The sequence below is a fragment of the Xanthocytophaga flava genome (assembly GCF_030068545.1).
Taxonomy (GTDB): domain Bacteria; phylum Bacteroidota; class Bacteroidia; order Cytophagales; family 172606-1; genus Xanthocytophaga; species Xanthocytophaga flava.
The window spans coordinates 1-18,143 of sequence record NZ_JASJOR010000031.1 but is presented as its reverse complement, the minus strand read 5'-3'; the positions used below and the strand labels follow the sequence as shown (position 1 = coordinate 18,143).

Annotated in this window: 17 protein-coding genes; 10 read left to right on the top strand and 7 right to left on the bottom strand. The window is 39.7% G+C overall.

Annotation, left to right across the window (positions count from 1 at the left end):
* Positions 1-131: 131 nt before the first annotated feature.
* From QNI15_RS31080 to ric, 6 genes are all read right to left on the bottom strand, one after another.
* Positions 132-1,604: a DUF5712 family protein gene (locus QNI15_RS31080; RefSeq protein WP_314035590.1), complete on the bottom strand. Its 1,473-nt coding sequence runs from the start codon at positions 1,602-1,604 to the stop codon at positions 132-134.
* A gap of 83 nt (positions 1,605-1,687) precedes the next feature.
* Positions 1,688-2,299, bottom strand: a complete 612-nt coding sequence (locus tag QNI15_RS31075; RefSeq protein ID WP_314035588.1) for a BfmA/BtgA family mobilization protein — start codon at positions 2,297-2,299, stop codon at positions 1,688-1,690.
* A 597-nt stretch (positions 2,300-2,896) separates the two neighbouring features.
* Positions 2,897-3,796 carry a DMT family transporter gene (locus tag QNI15_RS31070; protein WP_314035586.1) on the bottom strand — a complete coding sequence of 300 codons (900 nt, stop codon included), beginning with the start codon at positions 3,794-3,796 and terminating at the stop codon, positions 2,897-2,899.
* Positions 3,797-3,961: 165 nt separating this feature from the next.
* Positions 3,962-4,615, bottom strand: coding sequence for a PAQR family membrane homeostasis protein TrhA (gene trhA, locus QNI15_RS31065; RefSeq protein WP_313994708.1), 654 nt, complete (start codon positions 4,613-4,615; stop codon positions 3,962-3,964).
* A 39-nt stretch (positions 4,616-4,654) separates the two neighbouring features.
* Positions 4,655-5,026 (bottom strand): RrF2 family transcriptional regulator, encoded by a 372-nt coding sequence (locus QNI15_RS31060; RefSeq protein ID WP_314035584.1) that lies wholly within the window; start codon positions 5,024-5,026, stop codon positions 4,655-4,657.
* A gap of 49 nt (positions 5,027-5,075) precedes the next feature.
* Complete coding sequence (ric, locus tag QNI15_RS31055; RefSeq protein ID WP_313994702.1) at positions 5,076-5,837, bottom strand: iron-sulfur cluster repair di-iron protein; 762 nt, start codon at positions 5,835-5,837, stop codon at positions 5,076-5,078.
* Between the two features lie 267 nt (positions 5,838-6,104).
* Between ric and QNI15_RS31050 the strand changes: the two genes are divergently transcribed.
* The 10 genes from QNI15_RS31050 (at position 6,105) to QNI15_RS31005 (ending at position 16,741) form a co-directional block, all read left to right on the top strand.
* Positions 6,105-6,581, top strand: a complete 477-nt coding sequence (locus tag QNI15_RS31050) for a c-type cytochrome (protein WP_314035582.1) — start codon at positions 6,105-6,107, stop codon at positions 6,579-6,581.
* Positions 6,582-6,630: 49 nt separating this feature from the next.
* Positions 6,631-8,634, top strand: coding sequence for a Sec-dependent nitrous-oxide reductase (nosZ, locus tag QNI15_RS31045; protein WP_314035580.1), 2,004 nt, complete (start codon positions 6,631-6,633; stop codon positions 8,632-8,634).
* Positions 8,635-8,727: 93 nt separating this feature from the next.
* Complete coding sequence (locus tag QNI15_RS31040; RefSeq protein ID WP_314035578.1) at positions 8,728-9,300, top strand: fasciclin domain-containing protein; 573 nt, start codon at positions 8,728-8,730, stop codon at positions 9,298-9,300.
* Positions 9,301-9,418: 118 nt separating this feature from the next.
* Positions 9,419-10,444: a nitrous oxide reductase accessory protein NosL gene (locus QNI15_RS31035; RefSeq protein WP_314035576.1), complete on the top strand. Its 1,026-nt coding sequence runs from the start codon at positions 9,419-9,421 to the stop codon at positions 10,442-10,444.
* Positions 10,445-10,507: 63 nt separating this feature from the next.
* Entirely contained in the window at positions 10,508-11,767 is a 1,260-nt protein-coding gene (locus QNI15_RS31030) for a nitrous oxide reductase family maturation protein NosD (protein ID WP_314035573.1), read from the top strand.
* Positions 11,764-12,534, top strand: coding sequence for an ABC transporter ATP-binding protein (locus QNI15_RS31025; RefSeq protein WP_314035571.1), 771 nt, complete (start codon positions 11,764-11,766; stop codon positions 12,532-12,534). Before QNI15_RS31030 ends, QNI15_RS31025 begins: the two co-directional genes overlap by 4 nt.
* A 59-nt stretch (positions 12,535-12,593) precedes the next feature.
* Positions 12,594-13,364, top strand: a complete 771-nt coding sequence (locus QNI15_RS31020; RefSeq protein WP_314035569.1) for an ABC transporter permease subunit — start codon at positions 12,594-12,596, stop codon at positions 13,362-13,364.
* A gap of 47 nt (positions 13,365-13,411) precedes the next feature.
* Positions 13,412-14,503, top strand: coding sequence for a hypothetical protein (locus QNI15_RS31015; protein WP_314035567.1), 1,092 nt, complete (start codon positions 13,412-13,414; stop codon positions 14,501-14,503).
* A 623-nt stretch (positions 14,504-15,126) separates the two neighbouring features.
* On the top strand, positions 15,127-15,768 hold the full coding sequence (locus QNI15_RS31010) for a carbonic anhydrase (RefSeq protein WP_313994680.1): 642 nt from the start codon (positions 15,127-15,129) through the stop codon (positions 15,766-15,768).
* A 52-nt stretch (positions 15,769-15,820) separates the two neighbouring features.
* Positions 15,821-16,741, top strand: a complete 921-nt coding sequence (locus tag QNI15_RS31005) for a bestrophin family protein (protein WP_314035565.1) — start codon at positions 15,821-15,823, stop codon at positions 16,739-16,741.
* A 154-nt stretch (positions 16,742-16,895) separates the two neighbouring features.
* Here the strand turns inward: QNI15_RS31005 and QNI15_RS31000 are convergent, their stop codons facing one another.
* A complete protein-coding gene (locus tag QNI15_RS31000; RefSeq protein ID WP_314035563.1) occupies positions 16,896-17,456 on the bottom strand; it encodes a DUF7822 domain-containing protein in 561 nt (186 codons plus the stop codon).
* Positions 17,457-18,143: the final 687 nt, after the last annotated feature.

Genomic DNA, 18,143 nt, shown 5'->3' with positions numbered 1-18,143 from the left:
AGGATTGAGTAAATCGTAGAGGGTTGGTGTATTTATATTAATTTTGTGTCATCAGGCATATAGTAAATAGCAAGAAAGTCTGTAGTGCAATTGTATATCTGACTACAGTTTTGACGGCTCTTGATATCTGCTTACTTATCGACTTCATAACCAGATTGGTTGTGTCGATTGAACTTTTTGCGTTTGTGTGAAGGTCTGGTCCCCCATTCAATATTTTCTATACCATCTGTGTTACTGGCTATCTGTAAAGCTCCCTGCAATTTAGAAAGCCTGGCCATATAACTACTTTGTAATGTACTATCAACTCCAATTTCATCAGGCAATTTATTTTCGAAAATTGTCTCTCTTGTTGGATCAGATGTTTTCTTACTTGTCGTGTCTAGAGCTATTTGAGTTTGATCTTTTGTTTTTGATTTGTGAGATTGAATATATAACTCTATTTCTTCAGAGCTGGCTAACTGACTGAGTTGTTGTTCAACATCGCCGGGTACATTTCCGTTCTGCAAAAGAATAGTTGTCAGTGTATCCAGATTCTGATAGAATTTCCACTTATGGGTATGCTCATTATACACTTTCTTAATAAGTTCAGAAGGCAAATCCAGTTCAGTTAACACTACACCATGTTCTTTGAGATATTCTGATCGTAAGCGAATTATTTGCTTTTTCAGACTTCTTTCCGATTTAGCGTCTGGTTGATTGACACTTTGTTTTACATTTTTTTTGTATGCATTTCTTCTCTCAAGAACACTATAGGGATCTCTGAGACGTATCCCTTTTTCAATGGAGCTCTCCAACATATTGAGATTACGATAAAATATGCGGCCAAAGTCCTGCTCTTTTCCTATTGATACAATACGATCAATAGATAAATAATCCTCTAGTTCATGTTTTGTAACAAAGGCTTGTACACGTTCACTTAGTTTCTCTGCTTTATAGACATCGTTAGGAAAATGTGTTTGTTGGGTATAGCCATACAATTGCTGAAAGTCACCAGCATTCTTCTCTTGCCACGACTTAATTGAAAAGCGGGTTTTTGCTCCTGTTGGTGTAAGATTTACTGTTTGTGCTTTGTCTCTTCGGGATACAATAATATGAATATGAGTCTGATCTCCTTTTTTACGTTCTCCTGATCGGGCTTTTCCTTCCCGAACCATCGGGTCTGAACCACTATAGTCTCGTTCACGATGAATGATAGCAAACCAGAGGACATCCGTGCTTACTACTCTCTGTCCACCAGCAAACGTAAAATTGGCTGCATAGTTTTCCATCACCTGACGGGTATATGCCTTTAGAGTTTGGCTATCACTACCAATATGCGATAATTCTGTTTGACTTGGAGCAATAATAAGAGAGTAAAACTTGCTGTCTTCCTTTTTAAGTCCATTTACATTTCCATCAATCTGAGCAATTACTTCTTGCTTTTGAATTTCATCTAAGTTCTGTGAAAAATAGGCTCCGGTTTCTCCTTGTTCTTTTGCCTCGTGCTCCATATAATTAACAAGGCGGGCAGCCGACCCCTTGTTATCATATACTGAGCCGCGTTTACTGGCCGCTTTACTGGTAGGCTTGCCATCTGATTGAGCTTTTAATATTTTACTGATCATAGCCAATACAAGTTAATCTTAACGAAAAATACCCAGCTACCCTTCATTATCTCTTATAACGCATAACTGTTATAGTTACCAGTTTATTTTTGATCTGATTCCATCTTTTTCATAAACTCACTTACATGTGTTTCCACAAAAGCCTGATTCTTTGCTTTAATCTCATCGATAGTTTCTGCTGACAGGTCACTCACATGCAACATAGTTGATGTAGATACATGTATCATCTGTTGAATCCGAAACAAAAGTACAATCATCTTTTCCATCTGCTCAAGCATTGTATCTACTGAGTGCTCAGCATTCTTCCCTTGCGTCAATACCTCCTTATATAAAGGTAATACATACTGTTCTTCCTGCTTTTGAAGAAAAGAGAAAATATGGTTACGCGTACGCACTACCTCCTTCGACACTTCTTCACTATGTAGCCGCTCACAGGGATTCATTCCATTTTTAACAAAATAAAGTAAAGCATTTTCTGTATACTCTTTCAGTGTTTTGATTCCTAACTCTTTTGCGTGTTGTTTACAACGTTTAAGAATGCTGGCGTTGATATTTATAGGTTTGATAATAGCCTCATCTTTTTCTTCTATGGAACTTTTACCCAAGACACTAGCTTGAGCCTGTTTATTTTTTTGACCATCTGTTTTACGGCGGGCCGGACGTTTAGGCGTTGAACTGGTTTTAGGTGGCTTCATAGTTTTTTAGATATACTCCTTATTTGTTAGTTTACAATCTGTTATACTCAATAATTATAGCAGAGGGATCATAAAAGTGTTGATGGGCAGGAACTAAATAAATGAATCGTTGTATTTTGTAGTATAAGGTTAAAAAAACAACAAATCTAAATGCTGATGAAACAAAAATAGGAAAATGTGCTTATTGTTATAGTGAAAATGGACTAGAAATGTTGCAATAATTACTGAAAGTATATTTACAGTAAATGACGAAAGAATAAGCAGAGAAGTTACAAAAGAAAAGGGGGGATGGGATCTCATCTTGAATTTCGATATACACTTGCTACTTTGAGTAATGTCCTGGATGTATGATAACTCTTACTCTTGAGATTAATTCCCCAAAACATATTGTTTGCAGTGAACTCTGCTCAAGAAATTTTTTGCAGTGAGTTATGCTCAGCAGAAAAAATGACCAGAATTATGCTCAAAAGCAAAAATGATTGGAGTTCTATCCAAAATAAAAAATGCAGTGAATTATATCCAATTTCTCTGTTATTCGAACGAATTCTCGTAAACTTATAAAAAAATAGTTTGCCTTGAATCAAGCGCAAAATAGAATTAAAGACTTACCTCTCTTTTCGCTTCTTTACTATCTTTACTCCCGGAAAAGACGATACTGATCAGGACACCTGCAAGAATACAGATGATACCGATGATCAGTTGAAGTGTCAGCAACTCATGAAATAAGAGTACACTAATCAAAACAGCTACTACGGGTTCCAGTGCTCCCAGAATGGCTGTAGGCGTTGATCCAATGTAGCGAATGGCGTATACCAGAGTGGTGATTGATATGACCGATGTCAACAAACCGAAGATCGCGATGTCGAGCAGTAGATTTACATTCGGTAATAGCAACGATTCCTTCCAAAGTAGTGACTTCAAAAGGTAATACATCGCAGAAAATAAAAGTGAAAAAAAAGTGGTTTTGACTCCGGAAGCCCTCACTTTGGATTTATTTACCTTTACGATATATAATGAATAGCAAAGTGCACTTGACAGGGCAATGGAAATACCTGTCAAGTTGATGTCAAACGCACTACCTTTGGTACTCAGGATATATACACCTGCCAGTGTGATAATGAGTGAGATTGCCGTAACGAAAGTGATGCGTTCTTTAAAGAAAATAGCCATGATCAAGGCTACAATGACTGGGTAAACAAATAGGATCGTAGAGGCTATCCCTGCAGAAAGATAATCGTAAGCCAAAAAAAGAAAGTCTGAACTCATGGCAAATAAACCTCCAAGCACCATGAACGTCATGAGTTCGCTTCGGTTAATTCTCAGGCTCTCTTTTGTATAGTTCAACAAAATTAGCAGAAAAAGGGCTGATATAGAGAATCTATAGAATAAGGCTACATTTAATGAAAAATGAATTTGCTTGATTGGTAAAATAAATAATGGTATCAGCCCATACGTGATGGCTGAGACAATGGCACATGCATAACCCTTCGCTTTCATTTAAACAGTTGTAGTTTACTAACCGATACCAGATGTAACCTTCATTTTAACTGACAAATTTATCTGTTTTTTGATGAAAGAAGTAGACTAAACGTAAAACTGACCAAGTATTTGTGGTTTAACAAACGTTTCCTTATTAACGACAAGTCCATAACTAACCCTGGCTTATTCTGGCAATGTATACAATAAGACAGCAAAAAAATGACATACACTACCTAGTAATACAAACAAATGCCAGATGGCATGATGAAACCGTAGTTTTTCCCACAAATAGAAAATAGTTCCCAGGCTATAGGATGCTCCTCCCGCCAGTAAAAAGTATAATCCGTTGACAGGTAGCGTGTTTATCAGTGGTTTTGCCGCAACTACAATCATCCATCCCATCATCAGGTATATGATAGTAGAGAGCACATTAAACTTATTGACAAAGAAAAGTTTAAAGACAATACCACCAAGGGCAAGCCCCCAGACAATTCCAAATAAACTCCATCCCCAGCCTCCTCGTAACAGTGTTAAGGTAAATGGAGTATACGAACCGGCAATCAGCAGATAGATTGCCGAATGGTCCATAACCCGAAAGATATTTTTGACTTTCTCAGATTGAAAGCTGTGGTAAAGTGTAGAAGCTAAGTATAACAATACCAGACAGGAGCCGAAAACTGCAAAGCTAACCACATGCCACACATCCCCTTTCAGACATGCAGCTACAATAAGAATGACCAATCCGGCAATGCTTAACAGGGTACCTATTCCGTGAGTAATTGAGTTGGCTATCTCTTCTATCACAGATTGGGTATAGGGTTGCTTATTTATTTTCATAGGATATTAATTTAGTATATTCCAGCACGCTGGAATATGTTAGGTTCTTACAAATACTTTTCCTGAAGCCAGCTCTTCTTTCAAATCACCGATTTTCTGGTCTGACAGCGATTGAAACAAAACATCCCGGTAGGGTTTTACTTGTGCATGTAATGGACACGGTTGCACGCCAGAACACTGATGCAGACCTAAGACACATTTCTGAAAAGCTCCTAATCCATCCACAGCCTCTACCACTTTTATGACAGGTATTGCCAGCGTTTGTTCAGTGATATAAAAGCCTCCATTAGGTCCTTTTACTGAGCTGAGAATGTCACGCCGTACAAGATCCTGCATAATTTTCCCAAGGAAAGGCTGAGGCACTTCCAATGCCTCAGCTATTTCTTTGATTCCGACTGTTTTCACTTCCATGTTTTTAAGGGCTACATATAAAATGCCCCTTATCGCATACCCAAATGTTTTAGATAACATACTCGTCTCTTGACTGAGGTTGATTTAGTAACTGATTTTCCAGCATCATACTCTTTGGAAATAAAATATTGTTTTCCAGATGCACATGTGTGTGTAAATCTTTTTCGAGTGCCTTTAATTTGTCAAAGGTGACACGGTAAGTAGTACAGGCATCTTCAGGCAATGTGAAATTCTGTGTTGTCTGACGTATCTCTTTCAAGAGATCACCTGCTGTCTCATGCTCTGCCTCCATCACTAGAATCGGATTGGCCGCAAACATACAATTGAGTTTACCGTTTTCCTTTTGCAAGGCTACTATTTTCTTAATATAGGGAAACAAAATGTTCTCTTCCTTCCATAAATGAGAAAGCAACTCATTTTTCAGGGATACGAATAAACTTTCCACTTGGGCAAGCTCCGGATGACGACTGCCATGTACCTGTACCAGTTTATGCAGATAGGCAGCAAGTTGAGGCAGTTCCTCTTGTAGATATTGATGATGCGTTTGCACAATATACTCAATCAGAAAATCCAACGGCCAATGCTGATATGCCTGCATAGGTATAGGCATGTTACTATCTCCAAGCTGATTAACTTCCTGAAGTACACTTTCAAAGTGAATGCCTTTTTGCGTACATACATCCGCAAGCAGTCTCTTTCCTCCGCAACAAAAGTCGATTCCATACTTATCAAATATGTCAGCTGTACGATAGTTAGTGGCTACGATTTCACCAATGGTCAGTAACTCAGGAGATTTCTCTATTGTTTCCATGTTATTATAAACGTAAAGTTAAGGAATAATAAAATACTTTAAAATCTTTTTCTCTTTCATTGTTGCAAATATGGAAGGCGTAAACTAGAATTGCAAAATAAAAGATAAAAAAGTATTTTATTCTTCAATAATGACAAATGTCAACTTTTTACTCAGCCATGATCATCTTTTTCCTTAAGCCAGCACCCTAATATTGCAGAGTAATATTACTCAACAAAAACAAGTACTAATACTTAGTAAATCATCCACTCTCTACAAACATACATCATGAAAAAGATAGCATTTGTGATACTAGTTGCCTTATGTATTGGGGCATGTTCGTCTGGAGCATCAGATAGTACTGAATCTTCTGAAGGTCAGGAGGCGCTGGAGAAAGCAATGAAAGATGGGGAAGCGAAAGAGGTACATGGCTCTCAGATAAGTGAAGCAGACATCAAACTTACCAATCCTTTAGACCAGGGAATGATAACCTCCGGACAAAGTATTTATGATACCAAGTGTAGTGCCTGCCACAAACTAACGGACGAAAAACTGGTAGGGCCTGGTTGGAAAGATGTGACCAAACGCCGTCAACCAGCCTGGATTATGAATATGATTACCAATGTAGAGATGATGCTGGAGAAAGACCCGGAAGCACAGAAGATGCTGGAGCAATGTTTGGTTCGCATGCCTAATCAAAATGTAACTCAAGCAGATGCCCGTAATCTTTTGGAATTTATGCGCCAGAATGATGGGGAAAAATAAGCAAATGTTACCCTCTCACTAATATAACACACGTAATTACAACACACGTATGAAAAAGAACAGAATTTGGTTGGTTGTTTTGGGGTTAGTTTCAGCAAGTGCCAGCATCCCCTTTCTAAATAGTTGTCACAAAGGTGGGTCAACAGCCTCGGCTGTAGGGGGAGATGCCGCGGCGAAAGTATATGTGGCACCTGGCAAATATGATGAGTTTTACAGTTTTGTTTCCGGTGGATTCAACGGTCAGATGAGTGTATACGGACTGCCTTCCGGACGGATGTTCCGTATTATTCCAGTTTTTTCGGTATTTCCTGAGAATGGATACGGGTATAGTGAAGAAACCAAACCCATGCTCAATACCTCTCATGGATTTGTGCCTTGGGATGATCTCCATCACATTGCCATGTCTGAAACCAAAGGCGAACAGGATGGACGATGGGCTTTTGGTAATGCTAACAATACTCCCCGTATTGGCCGCGTAGATCTTAAAACATTTCGTACTACTGAAATCATTGAAGTGCCTAACAGTGCCGGTAATCACTCTTCCCCATTTATTACCGAAAACTCTGAGTATGTAGTAGCCGGAACCCGATTCAGTGTACCTGTAGATGACAATGCGGATGTACCAATTGATTCCTACAAGAAAAATTTCCAGGGTTCTATCAGTTTTATAAAAGCCGATGAACCAGGTAAAATGGATATTGCGTTTCAACTGCGTTTACCTGGTGTAAACTTTGACCTTTCGCGCGCTGGAAAAGGCAAATCACATGGCTGGTTTTTCTTCTCTTGCTACAACTCTGAGCAAGCCAGTACCTTGCTGGAAGTAAATGCTTCACAAAAAGACAAAGACTTTATTCTGGCTATTAACTGGAAGAAAGCAGAAGAGTATGCCAAAGCTGGTCTGGGTAAAAAAGAGAAAGTGACATATGCTCACAACTATCTGGACGAAACAACCCATACAGCTACTTCCACCATCAAGAACGAGGTTTTGGTATTAGATTATCGTGATCCTGCATTGAAAGACTTGTTTTACTTCATTCCTTGTCCCAAATCACCGCATGGCTGTGATACTGACCCAACCGGTGAATACATTGTAGGGAGTGGTAAGCTGGCAGCTATTATTCCAGTGTTTTCCTTTACTAAAATCCAGAAAGCCATTGCAAATAAAACCTATGATGGTGACTTTGATGGTATTCCTGTGATCAACTATGAATCGGTGCTGCATGGAGAAGTACAGAAACCTGGCCTAGGACCGTTACACACTGAGTTTGACGGAAAAGGATTTGCCTATACCTCCTTCTTTGTTTCTTCTGAAATTGTAAAATGGAATATCGAAAAACTGGAAGTAGTAGATCGGGTGCCAACCTATTACTCTATCGGTCACTTATCTATTCCCGGTGGGCCAACTGCTAAGCCACACGGCAAGTATGTAATTGCTTACAACAAGATTACCAAAGATCGTTACCTGCCTACAGGGCCAGAGTTGACACAGTCGGCACAGCTATACGATATATCAGGAGAGAAAATGAAGCTGTTGCTTGACTTTCCGACTACTGGTGAACCTCACTATGCAGAAGCTATTCCGGCAGAGTTACTGGTAAAAAATTCGGTTAAAATCTTTAAAATAGAAGACAATAAACACCCCTATGTAGCCAAAGGCGAAAAAGAAACCAAAGTGACCCGTCAGGGCAATCAGGTGCATGTATATATGACAGCCATCCGTTCTCACCTGACTCCAGATAACATAGAAGGGGTAAAACTGGGTGATGAAGTATACTTCCATGTTACCAATCTGGAACAGGACTGGGATGTGCCTCATGGATTTGCGATCAAAGGGGCCAATAACGCCGAAATCCTGATTATGCCAGGGGAAACCTGTACCTTGAAATGGAAGCCAGATCGCATAGGCATGTTCCCATTCTATTGTACTGATTTCTGTTCGGCTTTACACCAGGAAATGCAAGGATATCTGCGAGTATCACCTGCCAACTCGAAAGTAGAACTCAGCTTTGGCACTGGTAAAAAAGCAGCAGAACCTACTGCCAGTACCAAATAAACTCACTCTCACTCACCATACCAGATACCGTAGACTTAAGATGCAACATTCGGTATCTGGTTTCTGAAACCACACATTGCAACAGAAAACAGTATGAAACCATTCTCTATTCTTCTCTGTATCCTGCTACTAGCCGGATCTTTGACAGGCTGCGATTCAAAACAGATTGCTACTAGTGAAGTAACTGAAGTTAGTGAGACTCAAGAAGCTGACCAAGGTGGACAGGCGTCTGTAAAAGATGACGAATCACAGAAAGATGTTGTCAAAGTTGCCATTGGCTCGCCTGATCACAGTACATTGGTCAAAGCTGTTCAGGCTGCTGACCTGGTCAATGTTTTATCCAATGCAGGACCGTTTACCGTTTTTGCGCCTACCAATGCGGCTTTTGAGAAACTTCCCTCAGGAACACTTGAGGAACTCACCAAGCCGGAAAACAAAGCTGATCTGCAGAATATTCTTCAATACCATGTCTACGTAGGAGCTCTCAATGCCGACCAACTCACTGATGGACAAACTCTCAATCAGGTGAATGGCGACAATATTACCATTCAGGTAAAAGAGGGTAAAATAATGGTGAATAATTCTGCAACCATAGTGGCATCTGTAAAAGCATCCAATGGTATGGTACATATCATGGATGGAGTGCTATTGCCACCAAAAAAATAAATCCGGAATTGTCTGAGCCTTGATTCAGTAAAGTGATCATAATCCAGAAAAGAAAGATCAGCTGAAAACGGTTAGCTGCTTAAAATCAATCAAGGTTCAGACTTATTTACTCAACACTATGAAGCCTGTTTCAACAGTTTGTCGCATTTTGGTAGCCGTTGCTTCCCTGTCGCTGGTGGTAACCTATTTTGTACCGGTATGGCGCATTGATTTGTCTGCTCCGCAATATCCGGAAGGACTTTCCATGCAAATCTGGCTTACCAAGCTGTCTGGAGATGTAGATATCATCAATGGATTAAATCACTATATTGGCATGGCAACACTACATGCTGAGTCGTTTCCCGAGTTTGCTTTTCTACCCTATATTGTTGCGTTTTACATAGCAACCGGACTACTCACTGCCCTTATAGGCAAACGTCCGTTCCTATTGGGGTATCTTATCCTTTTGCTGCTGGGAGCAATTGTGGCTTTAGGAGATTTTTACCGGTGGGGATACGAATACGGGCATAATCTAGACCCTAATGCGGCCATTCAGGTACCGGGCATGTCGTATCAGCCTCCTGTGATTGGTTTTAAAAATCTGCTGAACTTTGGCGCATGGTCAGTTCCCGATAGTGGGGGATGGGTTTTCATAATTGCAGGTATACTAATAGCTGGTGTGTATATCTATGAAGCTTTCTTTCAAAAAGAACACTCTCAGAAAGGGTTCGGGAAAATTGTAGCTCTGGTTAGTATCGTATGGTTTGTCTCTGGCTGCACAGTTGAATCTGAGCCTATCCAGTATGGGAAAGACAATTGTCATTTCTGCAAAATGGGAATGGCTGATACCAAGTTTGGAGCCGAAATTGTAACCAAAAAGGGAAAAGTATACAAGTTTGACGATGTCAATTGTATGCTCAACTACCAGGCAACTGGCGATTTGCCAGCAGCAGAGATTGCCTTGCAACTGGTGGCTGATTTTGCCAATCCAAAAACCTTGATTCCAGTTGAAGGTGCCTTCTTTCTCGCTGGCTCTGAGATTCATAGTCCTATGAACAGCCAGGTGGCTGCATTTCAAAGTGAGCAATCCCTTCAAAAAGCCAGTCAGAATCTACCTGGTGAAGTACTAGACTGGCTGCAAGTAAGCAAAAAGTTTAAAAAATGAAGATCTACTGAGAAAAAACAGATCTGTGAACAACATATTGTCTTCTCAAACATCCCGATTTACATGCTACGCTTCTTCTTTTTTTTCCTGATTTCGCTGCCTGTATGGTCACACCAGTGGAATGTGTTCCCTAAAGGGCAATTCACATCCATTCATCAGGTAGTCGCATTGGCTCAAGCAGCCGATACGATTTGGATTCATAAAGGAGTATATCGAGAAGGTAAAAACTTAGTTATAAACAAACCTCTCACCCTGATTGGTATTGGCTATCCAACGCTGGATGGCGAAAAAAAATACCAGCCTCTCACTATTCGTGCTGATCAGGTTACTGTACAGGGTATACGTATTGTCTATTCAGGTAGAGGCAGTCTGGAAGATCTGGCGGGGATCAAAATCGTTGGAAGCAAAAAAGTAACTATTCGCTATAACCGACTAGAGAATAATTTTTTTGGGATTTATCTACAAGGGGCTAGCTATTGTGAGGTAATTGGCAATGTAATCAGCAGTCATTACAAGAGTGAACAAAACTCTGGTAATGGTATCCATGCCTGGAAAAGCGACCACATTCATATAGACAGCAACCAAACCCAGGGGCATCGGGATGGAATATATTTTGAGTTTGTGACAGACTCAAAAATCGAAAATAACCTGAGTGAAAAAAACATCCGGTATGGACTACACTTTATGTTTTCTCACCAGGATACCTATCTCAATAACCGCTTTCGCAACAATGGTGCTGGGGTTGCAGTAATGTATTCGAGAGGGGTAACCATGAAACAAAATCATTTTGAGAAAAACTGGGGTAGTGCTGCTTACGGATTACTCCTGAAAGACATTTCTGATAGCCACATTCAACACAACACTTTTTTTGAAAACACGGTAGGGATTTTTATGGAAGGAATCAGCCGATGTCAGGTACAGCAGAATCAGTTTCAAAACAATGGATGGGCTGCACGGATTCAGGCTAGCTGCAACGATAACACATTTACACAAAACAATTTTCAGGGCAACTCTTTTGACATTGCCACCAACGGGACGATGGTGCTTAATACATTTAACCAAAACTATTGGGACAAATACGAAGGCTATGACCTCAATGGGGATCGTCTGGGAGATGTCCCCTATCATCCAGTCAGTCTGTATGCTCTTATTGTTGAACAAATGCCGCATTCGATAATGCTATATCGCAGCTTTATGGTTTCACTCATTGAAAAAGCAGAAAAAGCAATTCCAAGTCTGACACCCGAAAACCTGATTGATAATCAACCCCTGATGAAGCCACTACCAATTGCTGTTCAATCCCAAAACCGCAGACAGAAATGATACAGACACACGCATTGAATAAGACCTTTGGCAAACTAAAAGCTCTGGACAATCTAAGCATCGACTTACAAGCTGGCAGTGCTATCTCGCTAATTGGACCAAATGGCTCAGGCAAAACCACCTTTCTGAAATGCCTGCTGGGAATGGTTATTCCTGACAGTGGTCAGATTCTGTTTCAAAATAAGGACATTGCCAAAGATTACACATACCGCAGTCAGATTGGCTATATGCCTCAGATTGGGCGGTATCCTGATTATCTGACCATCCGGCAACTGATAGAGATGATGAAAGACATTCGCAAAGGGATGTATAGCCAACTCGATGAAGAACTGATTCATGCCTTTGCACTGGAGAGCTTATTTGAGAAGCAAATGCGTACGTTATCAGGTGGCACACGCCAAAAAGTAAGTGCCTGTCTGGCATTTCTGTTTAATCCTCCCGTTCTGATTCTGGATGAACCTACTGCCGGACTCGATCCGCTCGCCGCTGAGATTCTCAAAGAGAAAATTCAGCACGAAAAGCGCAAAGGCAAACTGATACTCATAACCTCACACATTTTCAGCGATTTGGAAGAACTGACCACTGACGTAATGTATCTGATGGATGGCAAGGTGCAATTCTATAAGACACTACAGGAATTGAAGGCCGAAACCAGAGAAGACAAACTAAGCCGGATACTGGCCAGGGTGATGAGCCGGGAGACTGGAGACGGACAACAGCTAAAACCATTCACTCAAAGCATTCATCAGCAACGTGTAATTATGTAAGACTCGTCTTACAATTGCTTGGTCAGACACTCCTTTTTAACTACAAAAACACAGGTTTTATGCATAGTAAAATCATTAAATATGTCCTCTACGATATTTTGCGCAATAAAATTGTCATTGCCTATACATTGTTTCTGTTTGCCGTTTCTCTGAGTCTGTTTCAGCTGGAGGACAATCCATCGAAAGCTGTTCTGAGTTTGTTAAACATCATTCTTATTGTAGTTCCTCTGGTGAGCGTTGTTTTCTCCACTATTCATTTTTACAATTCCTATGAGTTTATCGAATTACTGGTAGCCCAACCTCTTCCTCGTAACAAAATTCTACTCAGTGAATATGGCGGACTAGCCATTGCTTTTTCACTAGCCTTCTATGTAGGTGTAGGTTTGCCGATTCTTTTTTTCAGTCCCAACTCAACAGGCTTTATGCTGCTGCTGGCTGGCGTTATTCTAAGTCTGGTTTTTGTCTCTCTGGCATTTCTGGCCGCAGTCATTACGCGCGACAAAGCCAAAGGTATCGGTATGGCGCTGATGGTATGGTTTTACTTTGCCTTGTTGTATGATGGGTTGGTGCTTTTTATTCTGTTTGCTTTTCGGGATTATCCACTTGAAAAAACGACCATTGCACTTGCCTGCCTGAATCCAGTTGATCTGGGGCGTATTTTGATACTGTTAAAAATGGATGTTTCAGCTCTGATGGGGTATACAGGGGCAGTATATCAGCAAGTGTTGGGTAATCAGGGAGGTATCCTGGGGGCAACAGGCATTATGTTGCTTTGGGTAGTAATGCCACTGGGAATAGCTGTGTCTGTATTTGCTAAGAAAGATTTGTGATCATCACGTTTCCAACTAGCTGCAAATAAACAACAAGAGCCTTGACTATGAAAACATCTTTCGCCGTTTATTCTGCTTTGGCTATACTGCCATTGGCCTTGTTATCTTTACTAACAGGAATTGTTGGAGGATGGTATCGGCTAGGATGGTATATTCCTATAAGTGATTCTGCCGGACATCATGGATTAATCATGGTGGGAAGTTTTTTCGGTACATTGATATTACTGGAGAAGACGGCTGTTTTGCCTCAGAAAAAAGTCCTCTTACTACCTTTCGTCAATGGATTAAGCCTTGTGTTTTTCCTAGCCGGATACCCTTCATCTGCAATGCTATGTTTGCTGGTAGGTGCTACAAGTCTTATCGGCGTCTGTTTTTATTTTGCACAAAAGTATCCTTCTGATCATGCTACCTTGCAACTTGCAGGATCATTGTTGCTGGCTGCTGGCCATCTATTACTGTCCCTAAAATGGCTCTATCCGTTGGCAGTTCCCTACTGGATAGGATTCCTGCTTTGTACGATCACCTCTGAGCGACTCGAACTTACCAAATTTTTACCAGTAAGAGTCTTTCAGAAGAATCTTTTATGGGCTGCACTGGCAATCCTGTTTATAGGCATTCTGGCTCCGTTTCATATCTGGGGACAAAGCATTTTAGCAATTGGAATGGCAGGTATAGGTCTATGGCTTTTAAAATATGATATGGTCACTATTGCTATACGCAAATCCGGGATTCACCGCTATAGTGGCATACTACTCGGTACAGGATACATATGGCTGGTGATCAGCGGTATTCTAACCGGTCTGGCAACTGATATTCCTTTTTACTATGATGCACTATTGCATACTTTTTTTGTTGGTTTTGTTTTCAATATGATTTTTGCCCATGCACCAATTATACTTCCCTCCGTTCTGGGATGGATAGTAAAACTCTATTCACCTGTATTATATATTTGGGCTATATTCCTGCAAGTATCGTTAATCGTACGAATTATGGCAGATATAAATGGCTGGATTTCGTGGCGATTATCGGCAGGAATGATCAATGGAATAACTATCATCGGATTTTTTCTCACGATACTTGTACTCAGTATTCAAACCCGATCACGAATAAGAAAGTCTCTGACTGTGACCAGGGGCTAATATCATCTACCATTAGCCATTTGTTGTACTTTTATCGTATCTCATCTATTTTTTACTTTTGAGGTTTTAGAGGTTGTCTAAAATTAGTATTAGGTGCTGTAAAGGCATTTTTTCTGCCCATCGTTGGTGTTATCACCAACGAGTTGTTTCCCCTCATGCAAGTTGGTGTTATCACCAACTTGGGGATTGAACCTCTGTTTTCTTCCCTCTCAACTCTTGCCTGTCATCCAATTCTTTCTTGTCCTTCTGGAAGAATATTCCTATCTGTCATTTACTGTATGTTTTGGTATTGCTTTAACTTTGAAACAAACAGCTTGATATACGGAAAAGGGGGGACAATAATGTGTACAAAATGATCTTTTTCATGACTTTATGAAAAAAGTTGCGAAAGTTGTAAACGTTCATTAGCTATTCAGCGTACATTGCTGCTAATCGTAAATTAGTTTTCAGATCAATTCCAAAAACTTACCTAAATGGTTGATTGAAAAACTGACGAAGCAAGTAGAGCATGTGGCAAAACATCACAATCTGCTTACTTTGGATGGAAACACAACCTATCTTTTAGGATTGAATTGAAAGGATTTACTGGGATTTTTTATTTAACCACTATAAAACAACTTATTATGGCCTTGTACGATGAAATCTTTGAGAACAACCGCAAATGGGTTTTAGAAAAAAAAGCCAGTCAAAACGATTTTTTTGAACACCTCTCAAAAGGACAATCTCCCGAAATCCTTTACATAGGTTGTAGCGACAGCCGCGTTACTGCCGAGGAATTGACCGGAACTCAGCCTGGGCAAATGTTTGTTCATCGCAATATTGCCAACCTGGTTCCAAACAACGACAACAGTTCGCAATCGGTTGTTGCTTATGCAGTGGAATACCTAAAGGTGAAACACATTGTTGTCTGCGGTCATTATTTCTGTGGTGGAGTGAAAGCAGCTATGGAAAGCAAGGATTTGGGTGTGCTCAATGCCTGGCTTCGTAATATTCGGGATGTGTATCGGTTGCACAAAGATGAACTCAATGCCATTGAAGATCCTGATCAACGTTACAATCGACTTGTTGAAATTAATGTGGAAGAGCAATGCATCAATGTGCTAAAAATGGCAGTGGTTCAAAAATCGTATCTGAAGAACCAATACCCACAAATTCACGGCTGGGTCTTTGATGTCTCTACCGGCCGACTGATTGATCTGAAATTCGATTTACCTAAAGTGCTTGCTTCCATTCAGGAAATCTATGATCTGACTCAGGAAGTCTAATCTTCCGTTTTATTAGTTATACAATCAGATCCGTCATGTTTTCCGATCAGTTATGTTATTAAACCGGCCGATTTCCATTGGGTATTTCATTAATTTAATCAAATATGATATACTTGTCATTTTTGCTTATAGCAGTCTTTCGCTGATTGTTCATCATTACAAGTATCTCCATGCAGTATCGATTCCTATTTCAATAGCGGCAATCATTGGCACACTTATATCGCTCTTGCTTGCTTTTCGAACATCGCAATCGTATGAACGTTGGTGGGAAGCACGCATTATCTGGGGAAGCATTGTAAATGACAGCCGTACATTGATTCGTCAGTTCAGGCAGTTTCTTCCTGATGATGACTTAGCACAGGCACAGATAGATCAACACATAGTCAGTTTTAAAGACCGACAGATTATATGGGTCTATGCATTAGGAGAGTCACTGCGAAGACTACCTTTTTCCAGTCAGGTAACTGCTTATCTGGACAAGCATAACCTTTTGGATAAAGTGAAACTGCCAAGCAGTAACATCCCTAACTTGCTGTTGGAAAAGCATTCGGAAGAGTTGAGGCACGTATGCAATCGCTACAAAATAGACGCTAACAAGCAGGTTCAACTTGACTCAACCCTAGCCAGATTGACGGATGCAATGGGTAAGTGCGAACGGATTAAAAACACCGTTTTTCCGAAATCCTATAGTGTACTGATTCACTTTATTATTTATGTTTTCCTGACTGCATTACCCTTTGGGTTGGAAGAAGTGGGTGATGTACCCGAAATGGTTCTAACCATGCTGATTCCACTGCTTTTTATCATGATAGAAAAGACAGCGATTCTCTTGCAGGACCCTTTTGAGAACCGACCTACCGATACACCAATGACGACCATTGCACTAACCATCGAAAACAACCTTAATCAGATAACAGGAAACGAGGAAGCTTCAAAACGACCAGTTGAGAATGACAAGTATTACAGTATGTAATTAGTTGTTAGATAAGTTCTCCTTGCCTGTCAGATGAGATAGAATACCCTGTTTTTGAGTGAAAGCAAGGTGCTTTCTGGTAACTACAGATACACTACAACATCCGATCTATGTTGTAGTGTATCTTCAGAACCCTGATAGGTTAGACAAGATGCTAAGATTTATTAAATGAAAAATAGGTCACATGTGTCCAGTACACAGATAACACACTTGAGTCTTTTTGTAACTCAGTTAACCATGATGCATTTTTAAAATCAAATAAATTGCTGGGTTTTTTATCCAGAATCTCATCTATGTCAACTGAAATGGAAACAATTTCTTTATAAAGTGACTCATTCTGTTTTTCAATTGGCTCAATATCTGCTATCAAATCAAAAACTTCTCCACCTTCCAAAAAAAACAATTCCTGTTCTTTTTCTTTATATTTTTCAAAGAAAGCCATTGTTTCTTGCTTAAATCCTGCTAGTGCTTCTGTATTCAGATTTGTCTGGGTTTGTAGGTAAGTTAAAAAATAGTAGAATTTTCTTAGCCCTTTGTCAAAATCACCCTTTATCCCTATTGGGTGCTCATAGTCCCATATTTTTGAATCAGCCAATTGCGTGTTACAGCCCAAAATTATTTTATAAAACAACGGAATTTCACTTCTCCATTCCGATAGATCTCGTAGTTGGGTCAATTCTTTGTTTGCACTATATAGATATGCTCTGTTTGCCATATTGTTTTTTAACTGGTGTCTGACTCATAAATAGACAAACCTTTTGGTTTGATGAAAACAAAGCTAAAAAGTATTGTTTGCTTTCCATACAAATGCAAAATTGCTGTAGCGATTAATATGACAGACTTTTCATTTGAGATCGCAACAGAAAGATCATGTGGATAGTAGTATCTGATCCGCTAAGTCAGCAGGAAAGAGATGAAGCAAAGATAGTATGATACTCGAATAACATAAGTAGTAGGATAGATTGATAACTATGAATAGTATCTTATCCAACTATTTATAGTTATCGATTCATAAAAAATTAATAAATTTTTATTTGATTCTTGTTACTGATATGAAATATTTCTTATTCTTTTTTATGATTTTCTATAGTCAGATTCAAGCTCTACCTTTACAATACTCTGTTTCCGTAAAAGAAGAAAAAGAAACTGTTTTAGTAAAGTTATATTTTAAAAATACCTCTTCTCGAAAAATAGTAATTCCTATCAGTTCATGGTATTATTTTGACTTAGGGAATGCTAAATATAAACAATTGCTACCTTATAGTCTCAATTATCGTATGCGCCCGACGAACTACATATTGTTAGTGAGGATAATTCGTTTATAGTTTTGTGGAAATAGATCGGTTAGATTTTTATGGTTGGTACAAGAGATATTTTCCAGAGTATACTTCAACCATACAAA

Bases quoted from the DNA above. Each gene is read 5' to 3' on its own strand.
- QNI15_RS31080 (WP_314035590.1), bottom strand. From the start codon at position 1,604: ATGATCAGTAAAATATTAAAAGCTCAATCAGATGGCAAGCCTACCAGT.
- QNI15_RS31075 (WP_314035588.1), bottom strand. From the start codon at position 2,299: ATGAAGCCACCTAAAACCAGTTCAACGCCTAAACGTCCGGCCCGCCGT.
- QNI15_RS31070 (WP_314035586.1), bottom strand. From the start codon at position 3,796: ATGAAAGCGAAGGGTTATGCATGTGCCATTGTCTCAGCCATCACGTAT.
- trhA (WP_313994708.1), bottom strand. From the start codon at position 4,615: ATGAAAATAAATAAGCAACCCTATACCCAATCTGTGATAGAAGAGATA.
- QNI15_RS31060 (WP_314035584.1), bottom strand. From the start codon at position 5,026: ATGGAAGTGAAAACAGTCGGAATCAAAGAAATAGCTGAGGCATTGGAA.
- ric (WP_313994702.1), bottom strand. From the start codon at position 5,837: ATGGAAACAATAGAGAAATCTCCTGAGTTACTGACCATTGGTGAAATC.
- QNI15_RS31050 (WP_314035582.1), top strand. From the start codon at position 6,105: ATGAAAAAGATAGCATTTGTGATACTAGTTGCCTTATGTATTGGGGCA.
- nosZ (WP_314035580.1), top strand. From the start codon at position 6,631: ATGAAAAAGAACAGAATTTGGTTGGTTGTTTTGGGGTTAGTTTCAGCA.
- QNI15_RS31040 (WP_314035578.1), top strand. From the start codon at position 8,728: ATGAAACCATTCTCTATTCTTCTCTGTATCCTGCTACTAGCCGGATCT.
- QNI15_RS31035 (WP_314035576.1), top strand. From the start codon at position 9,419: ATGAAGCCTGTTTCAACAGTTTGTCGCATTTTGGTAGCCGTTGCTTCC.
- QNI15_RS31030 (WP_314035573.1), top strand. From the start codon at position 10,508: ATGCTACGCTTCTTCTTTTTTTTCCTGATTTCGCTGCCTGTATGGTCA.
- QNI15_RS31025 (WP_314035571.1), top strand. From the start codon at position 11,764: ATGATACAGACACACGCATTGAATAAGACCTTTGGCAAACTAAAAGCT.
- QNI15_RS31020 (WP_314035569.1), top strand. From the start codon at position 12,594: ATGCATAGTAAAATCATTAAATATGTCCTCTACGATATTTTGCGCAAT.
- QNI15_RS31015 (WP_314035567.1), top strand. From the start codon at position 13,412: ATGAAAACATCTTTCGCCGTTTATTCTGCTTTGGCTATACTGCCATTG.
- QNI15_RS31010 (WP_313994680.1), top strand. From the start codon at position 15,127: ATGGCCTTGTACGATGAAATCTTTGAGAACAACCGCAAATGGGTTTTA.
- QNI15_RS31005 (WP_314035565.1), top strand. From the start codon at position 15,821: ATGTTATTAAACCGGCCGATTTCCATTGGGTATTTCATTAATTTAATC.
- QNI15_RS31000 (WP_314035563.1), bottom strand. From the start codon at position 17,456: ATGGCAAACAGAGCATATCTATATAGTGCAAACAAAGAATTGACCCAA.